At 37.8% G+C, this 14,786-nt stretch carries 14 protein-coding genes; 7 read left to right on the plus strand and 7 right to left on the minus strand.

What is annotated here, in order from left to right; all coding sequences use genetic code 11:
• Window positions 1-46: 46 nt before the first annotated feature.
• Window positions 47-1,180, minus strand: coding sequence for an acyl-CoA desaturase (locus C9J51_RS10135; protein ID WP_045036915.1), 1,134 nt, complete (start codon window positions 1,178-1,180; stop codon window positions 47-49).
• Between the two features lie 92 nt (window positions 1,181-1,272).
• Complete coding sequence (locus C9J51_RS10140; protein WP_107237268.1) at window positions 1,273-1,755, minus strand: hypothetical protein; 483 nt, start codon at window positions 1,753-1,755, stop codon at window positions 1,273-1,275.
• 144 nt (window positions 1,756-1,899) lie between these two features.
• On the opposite strand from C9J51_RS10140, the gene msrP reads away from it, so the two are divergent.
• Both msrP and msrQ read left to right on the plus strand, forming a co-directional pair.
• Window positions 1,900-2,913, plus strand: a complete 1,014-nt coding sequence (gene msrP, locus C9J51_RS10145; protein WP_045040044.1) for a protein-methionine-sulfoxide reductase catalytic subunit MsrP — start codon at window positions 1,900-1,902, stop codon at window positions 2,911-2,913.
• Window positions 2,913-3,584 (plus strand): protein-methionine-sulfoxide reductase heme-binding subunit MsrQ, encoded by a 672-nt coding sequence (gene msrQ / locus C9J51_RS10150; protein WP_045040045.1) that lies wholly within the window; start codon window positions 2,913-2,915, stop codon window positions 3,582-3,584. The genes msrP and msrQ overlap by 1 nt, the downstream gene beginning before the upstream one ends.
• Window positions 3,585-3,639: 55 nt before the next feature.
• On the opposite strand, the gene C9J51_RS19495 is transcribed toward msrQ, so the two are convergent.
• The gene (locus C9J51_RS19495; protein WP_164838161.1) at window positions 3,640-3,810 is read right to left on the minus strand and encodes a hypothetical protein; all 171 of its coding nucleotides are present in this window, start codon (window positions 3,808-3,810) and stop codon (window positions 3,640-3,642) included.
• Window positions 3,811-4,551: 741 nt separating this feature from the next.
• Between C9J51_RS19495 and pflB the strand changes: the two genes are divergently transcribed.
• Together pflB and C9J51_RS10165 are read left to right on the plus strand one after the other, a co-directional pair.
• Window positions 4,552-6,849 (plus strand): formate C-acetyltransferase, encoded by a 2,298-nt coding sequence (pflB, locus tag C9J51_RS10160; protein WP_045040046.1) that lies wholly within the window; start codon window positions 4,552-4,554, stop codon window positions 6,847-6,849.
• A 280-nt stretch (window positions 6,850-7,129) separates the two neighbouring features.
• Window positions 7,130-8,599, plus strand: a complete 1,470-nt coding sequence (locus C9J51_RS10165; RefSeq protein ID WP_045040047.1) for a DASS family sodium-coupled anion symporter — start codon at window positions 7,130-7,132, stop codon at window positions 8,597-8,599.
• 102 nt (window positions 8,600-8,701) lie between these two features.
• Here the strand turns inward: C9J51_RS10165 and C9J51_RS10170 are convergent, their stop codons facing one another.
• Window positions 8,702-9,715, minus strand: a complete 1,014-nt coding sequence (locus tag C9J51_RS10170) for a methylenetetrahydrofolate reductase (protein ID WP_045040048.1) — start codon at window positions 9,713-9,715, stop codon at window positions 8,702-8,704.
• A 525-nt stretch (window positions 9,716-10,240) separates the two neighbouring features.
• Here C9J51_RS10170 and C9J51_RS10175 point away from each other — a divergent pair.
• On the plus strand, window positions 10,241-10,597 hold the full coding sequence (locus C9J51_RS10175; RefSeq protein ID WP_045036909.1) for a YibL family ribosome-associated protein: 357 nt from the start codon (window positions 10,241-10,243) through the stop codon (window positions 10,595-10,597).
• A 170-nt stretch (window positions 10,598-10,767) separates the two neighbouring features.
• The gene (locus C9J51_RS10180) at window positions 10,768-10,875 is read left to right on the plus strand and encodes a hypothetical protein (protein WP_045036908.1); all 108 of its coding nucleotides are present in this window, start codon (window positions 10,768-10,770) and stop codon (window positions 10,873-10,875) included.
• Window positions 10,876-10,886: 11 nt separating this feature from the next.
• Here C9J51_RS10180 and C9J51_RS10185 read toward each other — a convergent pair whose 3' ends face one another.
• The 3 genes from C9J51_RS10185 to C9J51_RS10195 all read right to left on the minus strand — a co-directional run bounded on the left by C9J51_RS10185 (window position 10,887) and on the right by C9J51_RS10195 (window position 13,378).
• Window positions 10,887-11,645 carry an SDR family oxidoreductase gene (locus C9J51_RS10185; protein WP_045036907.1) on the minus strand — a complete coding sequence of 253 codons (759 nt, stop codon included), beginning with the start codon at window positions 11,643-11,645 and terminating at the stop codon, window positions 10,887-10,889.
• A gap of 104 nt (window positions 11,646-11,749) precedes the next feature.
• A complete protein-coding gene (locus C9J51_RS10190; protein ID WP_107275005.1) occupies window positions 11,750-12,949 on the minus strand; it encodes an enoyl-CoA hydratase/isomerase family protein in 1,200 nt (399 codons plus the stop codon).
• Between the two features lie 177 nt (window positions 12,950-13,126).
• The gene (locus tag C9J51_RS10195; protein ID WP_045040049.1) at window positions 13,127-13,378 is read right to left on the minus strand and encodes a hypothetical protein; all 252 of its coding nucleotides are present in this window, start codon (window positions 13,376-13,378) and stop codon (window positions 13,127-13,129) included.
• A 255-nt stretch (window positions 13,379-13,633) separates the two neighbouring features.
• Between C9J51_RS10195 and C9J51_RS10200 the strand changes: the two genes are divergently transcribed.
• On the plus strand, window positions 13,634-14,743 hold the full coding sequence (locus C9J51_RS10200) for a hypothetical protein (protein WP_232569820.1): 1,110 nt from the start codon (window positions 13,634-13,636) through the stop codon (window positions 14,741-14,743).
• Window positions 14,744-14,786 lie beyond the last annotated feature (43 nt).

Genomic DNA, 14,786 nt, shown 5'->3' on the forward strand with positions numbered 1-14,786 from the left:
GTTAAATCTTGGTAAGACCTAACAGCTCAGTAACCCTTTTTTAGTACTAAACAGTATATTGTTGAACTAAATACTTCCACTCTCGTCGTTGTTGGTTTAATTTTTGCCGAATCAACTCATACTGCTGCATAAATTCAAAGTTTTCATAATTATTGGCTAATTTTTTTTGCTGTAAATCTATTAATCGTTTATTTACTTGATAATAATCAGAAATTTTACTGATTAATGCTTCATATTCATATTGTAACTGTTGTAAACGCGCGCTGTTATTCGGTAATGACTTCAATTTACTTTGCAAACGTATAAATTCCATTTTTGTCCGCGTTTTTTCAATCCGATCCGCTGGCGTTACTTTCAAATTTGTTGTCCACCCGCACCATGAACAACTTTTAATTAACCATTTTGTGGGATCAAATTGCCACCAGCAAATACCATTACGGTAATCGTTTTCAAAAATATGATGATAATTATGATAACCTTCACCAAACGTTAGCCATGCAATAACACCATTATCACGAGCACTATTCCTATCCGTATAAGGCTGAGATCCCCACTTATGCGCTAATGAATTAATACAAAAAGTGGTATGGTGGCTCAAAACTAACCGCACCACACCAATAAATAACAACGCCCCCCATAAATTGCCTAACAACAGTCCGATTACTACAGGTACGCCAATATTCATTATTGCCGCTAATAATAAATAATATTTATGTTGCCAAACAACGATCGGATCTTGTTGTATATCTGCACAATTGGAATAATCATGATAACTACTCGCATGATATTGGCGCAGCATCCACCCGATATGACTATAAAAAAAGCCTTTTTTAGCAGAATACGGATCCTTGCTATTATTATCGACATATCGATGATGTATGCGGTGATCAGAACACCAATGCAGAATACTATTTTGCAATGCAAATGCACCGCCAAGAGCAAAGATCACTCTTAAAAAGCGATGTGCTTGATAACTTTGATGCGCCCATAAACGATGATAACCAGCGGTAATTGACATTCCACAACAACAAAATGCCACAATAGCCATCACAACGAGTGTAAGATCGAGCTCATAAAAATAAAGATATAGCGGAACACCAATAACTGCGATTGCAAATGTTAGTGTAAATAGAACTACATTTAACCAAATAATGGGTGGTTTTTGCTGTTGAGGTATCATCCTTTTTCACCTTATTTTCAGCGTACACATGTAAGCCACATTATACTTACCACTTAGGTGATTCAACTAACCAACACGATTAAGCGTTATTGTTACATCAATAGTGTGATTCCAACCACATCAAAACGAGCATTTATGCAACAATAATGAGCATCTGTGGCTTGATAATAGCCAATAGGCATTGTCTCTTTTAATCCTGCTTTCACCAACGCATTATATTCTTCTCGCGTCATGATCACATATTCAAGATGCTCATCAATAATCATCTTAATATTTTCAATCGTTGCCTCATCATCACGAACGAGTGTTTTAAAATGACCCATGATTACCGATAATGGCAACATCATCTCTCTAACAAGCAATTTTCGTTCCTGAATCTTATGGGCTGCTATTGTTCGCTTACCAACATTAAATATCTGTATCCAATCGGGCTTTCCTTGTTTAGTCACTAATCCGTGCTGATAGCAATAATATGACTCTAAAAACGTCCGTAAATGGCTATACCGTTCAGCATAAACTTCTAAATAAATATGCTGCAACTCCAGGCTGGCATTAAAACCATGGATTTCATTCATTAATATTCCTTTTTATTTGCTTATTCTTATCATTATTTTTAAAAACAATAATAAAAACCGACTATTTTTGAAATTTTTATTATTCGGTTACGGTCTACTTAAATAGCAATAATTATCATTTTAAACATCACTTATAGGTAACTTATGCACATAAAAACGCGTCCTCGCTGGGCATTAACAGAAAACCAAGTAACACCTGAAGATATATACCATCAACGTCGTTCTATTTTGAAAAAATTAGGTATTGCAGCGGTTGGATTACCATTGTCAACCAATGCTCACGCAGGATTGTTTGATTTTATCTCATCTTCAGAAGAGCCTGCAACTGATCATCGTCGACAATTAGCAGGAACAACCTCGTCATTATCCAATGTGGCATTGTCACTAACACCAGAGGATAAAATTCTTCATTATAATAATTTTTATGAATTTGGTACTGACAAATCATCCCCTGCTGTGCGCGCAGAAAAATTTATCACTGATCCATGGAAAGTCACAATTGATGGGATGGTAAATAAACCATTCACACTCGATTATGATGATTTGTTTAACCAGTTTACATTGGAAGAACGTATCTACCGCTTACGCTGTGTTGAAGCATGGTCAATGAATATTCCGTGGATAGGTTTTAGCTTACGCGACATCATTAAAAAAGCCGATCCACAACAACGAGCAAAATACGTCGCCTTTGAAACCTTATACGATCCTAAGCAAATGCCAGGGCAAGCATCATCACGACTTGGTGGCGGCATTGAATATCCTTATGTTGAAGGCTTGCGTATTGATGAAGCCATGCACCCATTGACAATGATCTCTGTCGGCTTATATGGCAAAACATTAGCCCCACAAAATGGAGCTCCATTGCGACTCGTTGTGCCATGGAAGTATGGTTTTAAAAGTATTAAATCGATTGTACGTATTCATCTTACCGATCAACAACCACCAACAACGTGGAATCGTTTAGCAGCCAGTGAATATGGCTTTTATGCCAATGTTAATCCTGAGGTTGATCACCCACGTTGGAGTCAAGCCAGTGAACGTTTTATCGGTGAAGGTAATGTCTTTAGTAGTCGTCGCCAACCCACACTAATGTTTAACGGTTATGCTGAAGAAGTGGCATCGTTATATAAAGGCATGGATCTAACAAGGAATTATTAATGCTCACTCATTATGTTCAAAAATACCGCCTTACACCGGCTCGAATTTTAATGATAAAAATCACCATTCATGCAGTATCATTATTTTTTGTCGCAATATTGGTTAATAACACCCTTAACGGTGGCTTTGGTGCGGATCCGATTAAAGGAATTGAACATTTCACGGGCAAAGCGGCATTAAATACTTTAATCCTTACCTTATTGTTATCACCTTTAGCAAAACAATATAAACAAGGAGGACTGATACGCCTAAGACGCTTATTAGGCGTATACAGCTTCTTTTGGGCGGCACTTCATCTTAGTGTCTATCTTGCCTTAGATCTGAATTTTGATTGGTCTTTATTGGGCAGCGAGATAATAAAACGTCCGTATCTTGCCATTGGTGCTATTAGTTGGATTATCTTATTATTATTAACACTTACCTCAACACAATCGATGCAGCGTCGCTTAGGCAAGCATTGGCAACAACTGCATAATTGGGTGTATCTCGCTTTACTATTAAGCCCTATTCACTATTATTGGTCAGTAAAATCAGGATTGATTGAGCCGACAATTTACTTATTCATTTGTGCATTGTTACTGTATTGCCGTAAACAAAAAATCATGAAATGGTTTACCAAAAATACCAATCAATACCAGACCAAATCAGCGACAAAAAACACCAACCGCTAGATAATCAGCGATCAAAGCCCAAAGGAGTGTAATGTCCTCCTTTTGGTCTTTTTATTTAATAGATAATAATATCAAAATCACGTGATCCCGACGCATAAATACAATTAGCTGAATTGACTAACCCCATGTAGCCACAGACAATACCAACACCCCAACCATTATCTTTACGTGATGATTCAATCTTTCGTCTTTTTTGGCGCAATACTTTACCCACTATCACAGCCATGCTGTTAAAGCATTGATTCTACATAGCAAATCGTTTCTATTAGTAGGAAAACCCATTCATGTCGCCGCTTACAGCATCGTTAGCTACACTGAGGCATTCTTTTATTTGATTAATCCGCACCTTCAACCTAAAGAAGCCTCTCTATTAACGGGAGGAAAACTCATTCTAATCACAATTATTATTTTTGTGCTTGCACATACAATTGGAGTTACTGGTGTTTGGCTTGCGTTACCTATTTGTAGTGCTTTGCTTACACTATGGATGGTATTTAGATTACGTAACCCCTCTAAATCTGTTGCATAAATAGAATATTAACCCACTGTTATTACTATAAAATTGTCATTTAATTATAGGTGACGATTTTATGGTTCAATGATCCCCACGATACAGCCTTACCTACAATACAGCCCTATCTACATCATAGATTTCTTCCGCTACAGAGCACTTATAACAATATAATCAAACAATCTATGCATAAAAATCATAGCCAAAATGAAAACCATTCATTTTACTCATACAGATATTAGTCATACTATTATTTCAAGGTTTAAAGGCAGCATATCACACCCAAATATGGTTCAAGATAACGGCAATAATACAAGCCAAGCTATTAATATTGAAAGTAATAATTAGCACCTCAAGCCACATTTATAACATTAAGTAAATGGCACTCAATCAAAAAGAGAGCAATAAACAGTATTGCTCACTCGCATTCAAATTTTCATTATAGAGGTAAGTAGTATGACAATCCCAACAACTGACATGCTTGAAGTATGGCGTGGTTTTAGTAAAGGCGAATGGCAAACTAGCGTTAATACTCGTGACTTTATTCAAACTAACTATACGCCATATGAAGGTGATGAGTCTTTCTTAGCCGAAGTAACCGAGACAACCACTACGTTGTGGAATGATGTAATGGAAGGCATCAAGCAAGAAAGCAGCACTCATGCTCCCGTTGATTTTGATACAGACTTACCTTCAACCGTTACTTCTCATGGTGCTGGCTATATAAATCAAGATCTTGAAACCATTGTCGGTCTACAAACAGATAAACCACTAAAACGTGCAATTATTGCCAATGGCGGTATTCGCATGGTGAAAAGTTCATGTGAAGTTTACGGTCGTGAATTAGATCCAATGGTTGAAAAAATCTTTACTGATTACCGTAAAACACACAACAAAGCCTGTTTTGATTTATACACCAAAGAAATTTTAGCTTGTCGTCGTTCTGGTATTATCACAGGTCTACCTGATGCTTATGGCCGCGGTCGTATTATTGGTGATTACCGTCGTTTAGCCCTTTATGGTATCGATTTTCTTAAAGCCGATAAAATAGAGCAATTTAACTCAACTCAATCTTTCCTTGAGCAAGGCCAAGATTTAGAAAAAACCATGCGTCTACGTGAAGAGCTTGCTGATCAAGTTCAAGCATTAGAAGATATTCGTACAATGGGGCTTACATACGGCATTGATATGTCTTTACCTGCCCGCACGGCACAAGAAGCCATTCAATTTACCTACTTTGGCTACCTTGCGGCGGTTAAATCACAAAATGGCGCAGCAATGTCGCTTGGTCGTACATCAACATTTATTGATGTCTTTGTTGAGCGTGATATCGCTAACGGTTTAATTACCGAACAACAAGCACAAGAAATGGTGGATCATTTCATCATGAAACTGCGTATGGTGCGTTTCCTACGTACACCAGAGTACGATTCATTGTTCTCTGGCGACCCAATCTGGGCAACAGAAGCAATGGCAGGTATGGGTGTTGATGGTCGTACATTAGTGACTAAAACCACATTCCGTTACCTACATACTTTACATACAATGGGTCCGGCTCCTGAGCCAAACATGACTATCCTTTGGTCTGAGCAACTGCCTATCGCCTTTAAGCAATACGCGGCAAAAGTCTCCATTGAAACATCGTCTGTTCAATACGAAAACGATGATCTAATGCGCCCTGATTTCAACAACGATGATTACGCTATCGCATGTTGTGTAAGCCCACAGATTGTTGGTAAGCACATGCAGTTCTTTGGTGCGCGAGCCAACCTTGCTAAAGCACTACTGTATACCATCAATGGTGGTATTGATGAGAAATCACAACAACAAGTAGGCCCTCAGGTTAGCAAAATCACTGATGAAGTGCTTAATTTTGATACGCTAATGCCTCGTTATGATGCCATGCTTGATTGGTTAGCAACCCAATACGTGACAGCACTTAACATTATCCATTACTCACATGACCGTTACAGCTATGAAGCGTCACTAATGGCATTAATGGATCGCGATGTTCGCCGTACTATGGCTTGTGGTATTGCAGGTCTTTCTGTTGTCGCTGACTCATTGGCAGCCATCAAGTTTGCTAAAGTAACACCGATTCGTGATGAAAATGGCGTGGCTATCGATTTTGAAATTGAAGGCGATTACCCTAAATTTGGTAATAACGACGCTCGTGTGGATGATATCGCTTGTGATTTAGTTGAACGCTTCATGAAGAAGATTCAAACAATGCATATGTATCGTGAAGCAATTCCAACACAATCAATCTTAACCATTACCTCTAATGTTGTATACGGTAAGAAAACAGGCAATACACCGGATGGCCGTCGTGCTGGTATGCCATTTGGTCCTGGTGCTAACCCAATGCATGGTCGTGATGAAAATGGCGCCGTTGCTTCATTAACCTCAGTATCAAAACTACCATTTGCTTATGCGAAAGATGGTATTTCTTATACTTTCTCTATCGTGCCAAATGCATTAGGCAAAGATGAAAATACACAAAAGCAAAACCTTGCAGCATTAATGGATGGTTACTTCCACCACGAAGCAACAGGTGCAGCAGACGGTATTGAGGGAGGCCAACACCTAAACGTGAACGTATTAAATCGCGACACATTATTAGATGCAGTTGAACACCCAGAGAAATACCCTCAGCTAACTATTCGTGTATCAGGTTATGCCGTGCGTTTTAATTCTTTAACACGTGAACAACAGCAAGACGTAATTACTCGTACATTTACCAGTAAAATATAACAGCAGCAAAGATAGTGATAAACAAAATGGCATGACTACCTAGTTTTGTTTGTTATCTAACGCCACGTTATAGCCATAACGTGGCGTTTTCTTTTTACCACACACTCACTCGCGATTAGATCACCCGCACCCCAAATCCACTAGTTGCATAAAAAACATTCTATTTTGAATAAGAAATCAACATTTTTTGGTATTTATATCGCAGAAATAACATATTAAATAGGAATTATTAAAATCAGATATACCATATAGGCATGTCCAATAAAATAACTCAAAAACCATGACTACAACAGTTACTGAAGAAACATCACCATCAGAACCTTTTTTTGCCATCAAAATTATTCCAGCAATAATCATTGTAGTGTTAAGTACTCTCTGCTGGCACTTTATCGATATACCTGCTGAATTAAACATCGCAGCATTTCATACCGCTATTATTTTTATCGCTACCATTGTCGCTATCGTTGCTAACGTCTTACCCACCGGTGCGGTTGCCGTTATTGCGGTTTCAGTTTATGCCGTACTCCATGCAGGTGGAGAAACATCCGCAAAAGCCGCGATTATGGCAGCCACCAGCAATTTTAATAACGTTCTTATTTGGTTGATTGTGATTGCGTTTATGATTGCACGCGCCTTTGCTAAAACTGGCTTAGGTAAACGTATTGCGCTTATCTTGCTTAGTTGGTTTGGTCAATCTTCTTTACGCATTGCTTATTGTTTAGGTGTGGCTGATTTCCTTATCGCACCCGCAACACCCAGCAATACTGCCCGTTCAGCAATTATCTCCCCTATTGCAGACTCACTTGCAAAAGTCATCAACAAAGACGATCGCAAATTGGGTCAATACCTTATTTCTTCGGTAAGCGCCATGAACGATGCATCAGCAGTAGGTTTTCAAACAGGCTTTGCAGGTAACCTTGCTTTAGTCGGTATTGCTGCTTCTGTTGCTGGCATTAATATGACCTTCAGTCACTGGGCGCTCTATCTATTATTGCCTGCGTCTATTTTACTATTAACGATCCCCTTTATTCTGTTTAAATTTATCAATCCAGAAACCAAAAAGACACCACAAGCACCCGCTTATGCAAAACAAGCATTATTGCATTTAGGTCCTGTCAGTGTTGCTGAATGGAAATTAATTGCCGTTTTTATCGCGTTAATTATTATGTGGGTTGGTGGACAGTCTCTACATCTACACTCAACCACATCAGCATTTATCGGTTTATCTGCCTTATTAATCTTAGGGGTTTTAAATTGGAATGATGTTAAATCAGAAAAAGGCGCATGGGATACGCTAGTTTGGTTTGCAGTGCTAATGGGAATGGCGAGCCAGCTTAAAAAACTCGGTTTTACCGCTTGGGTAGGTCACGGTGTTTCCGATTTAATCAGCCAATATATGGGCCATGCTAGCCCAACGGTTATTTTAATTGTAATGATGGTTTTCTATCTTGTAACTGCCTACTTTTTTGCTTCTGGTACAGCAAAAGTTGTTGCTTTAGGTCCAGTTATTATCGGTTCATTAATGGCATTAGGGGTTAATCCTCTGATCTCTATTTTAGCCGTTGCTGGTATTACTAATATCGGCTGTAACCTCACAACCTATAGTCATGCACGTAATCCATTATTAATGGGGTATCAATATCACAACGATAAGCAGTGGATGAAAATAGGCTTAATTATCTCTGGCGGCGGTGCCGTAATATTTATGACTTCCGGCATTATTTGGTGGTCTATTTTAGGTCTAATGTAACCAACTAATACATAAACAATGATCAAATAAGCCCATCCCTGTACAACGCGTTATAGGTATGGGCTTATCATTTACGACCTAATGCCAAACACAATAAATTAACTACTGTGCCGCTATTGTGTTTCTCTGTAATGTTCGAAATTCATGTTTTGCTAAATGGCTATCCATTGATGCACGAAGTAATTTATACAATAAAATAGACCCATCAATTTCTTCTTTACGATTAGTTAAGCTCTCAATATTTAATCCCAACGGTAAATCATACTCAACCACTGCATCTAAAATCTGATTCAGACTGTTACAGCACATTTTAATCGATTCATGTAACGGATTGGTCGCATTCAGAATACGTAAACTGGTTGCCTCTGGCACGCTCACCCCCAACCATTCAATAAACTCTAATGTCTTTGCACTACCACACGGCGAAAATGTTAATAAAATACGTTGAGGTTTAATACCATCTTGTTTACATTCAATCGCATAACGGGTCAAAATATCAATTGTAGCTTGCGTGTCATAAATAGCTTGAGAGATAAAGAAATTACACCCTTGCTGGTATTTTTCAATTAATCGGGCGTGTTCATTGCCTTTTTTAGCATGACGTTCAGCAATCATAATGCCGCCAGTAAAAAAGTTATTTTGATGTTCTGCCAACGTTTGATACGCCGTCGATAACGGTAACGACACTTCATTTTTCGCCGAGGGGCTTCCAACAAGCACAATGTCACGTACTTGATATTCATGCCACGCTTCATTAAGCCACTCATCAAAGGCTTCTGTTTCTGATTGCACCACACTTTTATAAGTAATAACCGGACGCCCAGTTTTCTTATTGAGTAACGATGAATAGTAACGAGGATCATGGGTTGATTTAAATGGGAATGGGCGTGGTTTTTTCGTCCGTGAAACTTCATCTTGAATGTCGTACACAATCAAACCATCAATGGCGAGATCTTTAATACGGTTCACTAATCGATCTGCAATGCCTTCCACTTCATCTAAAGGCGTGCTGGTTTTGGGGGGGGTTGTTCCGATAAAATAAACACCACGAGTAATATCATTATAACGTACCCGTAATTCAGATTCTGTCTGTGTCGTTAACGCTTGATTTACCATTAATAATCACTTCCATGTATTGTCATCGGTTCTAAATGTAGCCATAAATTATTGAACCGATGATGACTAATATTCCCTAACTACAGCGATATTATATTGCGCTATAGTTAACATCCTTGTAATAAAACTATTATAACTTCCAGAAAGATACTAATTATTTAAATGCATAAATTAGTTTCTTTTTCAAAACGATTGGTTTCCTTTGTACCTAATCACTCCCCATAAATCAAAATATATCCCCTTTATCTTTAAACCATAGATAATCACAAACACGTCTGATCAATCCATGAAAGGTAGTCGACTGTATTAAATTAATAATAAAACATTAACGATAAATGTTATCAGAGCATATCTAAACAGTGAAAGAGGCATATATCTCCATAAAATTGCAATTTTAAGTAAAAATAGTTGTAGGATAGCGATCCAGTTATCAGAAATATAATGTATACTAGCGCCAACTCAATACCTATTCATCGTAAACACTACGATTTAGTGTATTGCGAGTGTAAATACAAAGGTAATGAAATGAATTTAAACGAAGAGCTTCAAAATCTTAACAACCGTATGGACAAGTGCCAGCGTAAACTTGCTGCTGCTATTCAACGTGATGATAAAGTTATCATCAAGCAGTTTAAAGATGAGCTTCTTAGCCTGAACAAAAAAACGCAAAACGTTAAACACCGTAAGTCATCAGAAGTAAGTGTTAAAGGTAAAGATGTTAAATCTCTTGCTTTTAATCGCGTGTTAACTAAAGCAGAACAAGCTGACATGGGTAAACTGAAAAAATCAGTAAAAGACCTTGTTGTTGTTCACCCAATGACGGCTCTTGGCCGTAGCATGGGTATTAAAGCTGTTACAGGTTTCGCACCAAAAGCATTCTAATATCTGTTTAGTAAAATAATTCACAAACAAATATTGCTAAATAAACAAAAAAAGATCGTCAGATGACGATCTTTTTTTATGTCAAAAACACAGCCATACCTCAAGATTAATGCTTATTAATATATAATCTGAGGTAGAATATCTTCCTTCATCGCTATTTGGACTTTCCAATGGAAAAATTAATGCCGTATATGGCAAAATTCGCATTTGGCCTATCAATGATCATGTTTGTTGTTGGTGGCGTTTTAGCATTAGTTGCACTATATAACCACTTTTAAGCTGACGTTGATTACAAACGTAATCCACCATCGATTTCAAGCACCCTGCCGGTGAAATAATCATTTTCTATAATAAATCTCACCGAATGGGCAATCTCGCTTGCCTCACCAATACGTGCTAGAGGTACCATCGCTAGCATTTTCTCAATTGCCTCATCATTAATTTGTGCTGCCATTGGTGTATCAATCAGCCCTGGTGCAATTGCGGCAACTCGAATACCATATTGTCCAAGTTCACGTGCCCAGCCCACAGCCATTGTCGTGACGGCGGCTTTTGATGCTGCATAATTTGTTTGCCCAATATTTCCTGCACGAGCGGCACTTGAAATATTAATGATAACGCCTTTGGTTTCATTTTCGACCATCCACTTAGCCGCTTCTCTGCCACACAAAAAAGTGCCCGTAACGTTAACATTCATTACGGTTTGGAATTGATCCAATGACATTTTCTTAATGCCCATCTCACTTTTTTGTATCAACAAACCATCATCAAGAATACCAGCATTATTAATAAGAATATCAATATACTCAAAGTCTTCCATGATATGCATAAAAGCTTGATCTACTTGCTCTTCATCTGTCACATCAGCTTCATAAATGCGCGCCATACTATTAAGCATATGGCACTGATCTTGTGTTTGTCTTAACCCTATTGTATTCACATCAATTAAAGCGAGCCGCGCTCCCATCTGTGCAAGCGTTACAGCCATCATTTGCCCAAGACCTTGGCCTGCGCCTGTTATGACAATAACACTATTCTCAATGTCCACGTTAATTCGCTCCTAAACTTGTTTATACATATATAAAAAATACTGATTAACATTAACAATTCGAAAAATAGAGAAAACACAACACTGTTTCATTATTCGAATAATCACATCAAATCAGTTAATGGATTTGCTTGTTGTTGCCACAATGGTGTAAATAAACTATTAACCAAACGGATATCTACCATTGAAATAGTGTTATATAACCACTGAGGCTGAGCGTCTTTATCAATAAATCGCGCTCTTACGCCTTCTTTAAATTCACCGACTAACCCACATCGTACCGACAATGATAACTCCATCTTAAAACATTCAGCTAAGCTTGCTTGTTGATATTGTTGCATTTGCTGAAAACAGAGATGAGCCGATAATGGGCTACCATTAACAAGCGTTTGTTTTGCTTTTTCAAGCCAACATCCAAGCCCGTCAATAGCATTAATTTGTTCATAAACAACGTCAAGTGTCGGTGCTACACATGCCGCTTGAATTTGTGGGAAATAAGGGATCATTTGACTTGGTGGACGCTGACGTTCTGAATCTATCGCAATATCAGTCAGCATCTCTGTAATCACATTAGAGACTTGATCGTCAGCTACGTTTTGCCACGGATAATGCTTTAACTGTTTAATCAAACGTTCACGATCGGTATCAACAATAAGATGATCCGCCATCGCTAAATCAAGCGCATCACTCGCATTAACATCAGCCCCCGTTAAACCTAAAAATAACCCGATTCCAGCAGGAAGTTGATTTAAAAACCACGTAGCACCCACATCTGGATATAGACCAATCTTCATTTCAGGCATCGCAAGCAATGCCGAGGGTGTAACGACTCGATGACTAGCACCAATAAATAATCCAAGTCCACCGCCCATGACTAGACCATTTCCCCAAGCAATTATTGGCTTAGGATAGTTATGAATCAGATAATCACAGCTATATTCAACCGTAAAATAATCAATTAAAAATGGTTTTGCTAAATAACTTTTTTCGTTATTAGCACGACGAATATAATCATCAACTGTTGGTGACTTTATTTGTTCAATCGCTGTAATCGCGGGATCATTTTCCAGCGCATAGTAAAGCGCTCGAATATCAGCACCAGAACAAAATGCTTTATCACCAACAGCTTGGATCATCACACTGACAATATTTTCATCATGTTGCCAATGCAATAATTGTTGCTGAATCGTTCTTAGCATTGTCAATGTTAATGCATTTAATGATGATGCATTATTTAATTCCAGCACACCAATCGCATGCCCACTGCCACATCGAATTTCAAATATATTTACCGTTCCAGTCATCCTTAAACCTCTTTTATAATCCATTAAGTAAGCAATAATATGCCATTTATAGCCTCTCGGTGAATGATAGTTAAGAAATAGTGCTGAAAACAGAGTTTTCAGTTTTACAACAAATACCAACTAATATACAGTCGTTATCATATAAAAGTATCATTCATAATCACGGCATATATGTACTTAAGGTTCAAGCTCAGTGGTTGCATTCCACAATGGCTTCTCTCGTATATGTTGACGCTCTAAATTCGTATTAATACCATCAATAACACTTTGATCTATCGGACCTAAATAATGCTCCGTAGTATCCGCCATAATAACGCGCAACTCTTCCATCGTAGGTAAACGATTATTCGATTCTTCAAAATCATCAAAGATGTCATTTTCCTTCCCTGACATTTCTTGTTTGATCCTTTTAAACTCTGAACTATCCATATCAACCTCCAGAAAAACCACAATAATAATAGTAATAAACGATCGATTAAAAGCAATTGCTGGATCGCAGTTATTGTATTAATCTATCAAAAACAAACAATAAAAATACAATCACAACTATATAACTTAACAAAATAGTCATAATGTATTGTTCTACACTATAATTATTTATACCTAATTTCTTAATCAGTATAGTTGTCGTATACGATATAAAATGAAATTTATGCGACAAAAAAGTAAGGATATGACATTCACTTGAAGACTCTAAAGCACACTATTCTTTCTTATTTTTCTTTATCGTTGTGCTGCTTCTATACAACAGCGATCAACGCAGCATCTCTCACTCAAAATTCTTCAGAAAAGAGTAACACCGTTACAAATTTATTACCGCAAACAGCCCCAACCATTGATGCTGATACCGCCCCTCCACATAAAATGACACTATGGATTGATAGCTCTCAACAATCGATGACAGACTCAGTACACACTGTCGGTGAATATATAGATCAAAGCCTCACTAAAGATGAAGACGAAGCGAAACTTACCAACCGCAGTTATCTGCGCATTCGCCAGCGATCAATCTATTCACACCGAGGTAAATTAGAAAATGATTTCAAAGTTTACTTCAAGCTCGATTTACCACACGTCAAACGTGATTGGAAGTTAATCCTAGATTCAGAACCCAGCGATTATGACAGTCTCGAAAGTAAACAACGTGGTATTGCCTCTGGCAGTAAAACTCAAAATGGAAATACGGTTGGTGGCTTTAGGCTTCAAGATGCGCAATTTGGTAACTGGAGCTCTGATTTTGATATTGGTATCAAGCTCAAATTCCCTCTCGACCCCTTTGTAAAAGCTCGCCTTACTCGTGTAGATAATGTCAGTGAAAGCTGGACAACCCAACTTGAACAAGAGCTATTTTATTATCATTCAAAAGGCTTTGGTTCACTGACTCAATTAAGTGGTTTTTATGCACTGACCCCTGATCAAAAAAACATCTTTAGAACGACAACCAGTGCACAATATTTACAAGATGATGATAAATGGGAGTTAGTACAACAATTTAATATTTATCAGCGGGCAACAGAAAGAGATTTGTTTGAATACTCGATGGGAATCAGCGCAGATACCGATGAAATGAAAGAAATCACCAACTATTGGGTATCCGCTGAATGGAAACGACGTATATACAAACACTGGCTTTATCTCGCAGCAAGACCACAGCTTGAATTTCCACGAGATTATAATTATCACGCAAACCTAGGTATTATGATTGAACTTGAAATGTTCTTTTCTAAAAACCGTAAAATTGATGAATTAAAACGCTATATTCCAAAACCCGTAAAACAACGAAAAGAATCCTAGTGTCCTTAAAATAAAAACACCTTTACGTCATAAGAATTATCAT

Origin of the sequence: Photobacterium iliopiscarium, from assembly GCF_003026395.1 — a bacterium.
Classification (GTDB): Bacteria; Pseudomonadota; Gammaproteobacteria; order Enterobacterales; family Vibrionaceae; genus Photobacterium; species Photobacterium iliopiscarium.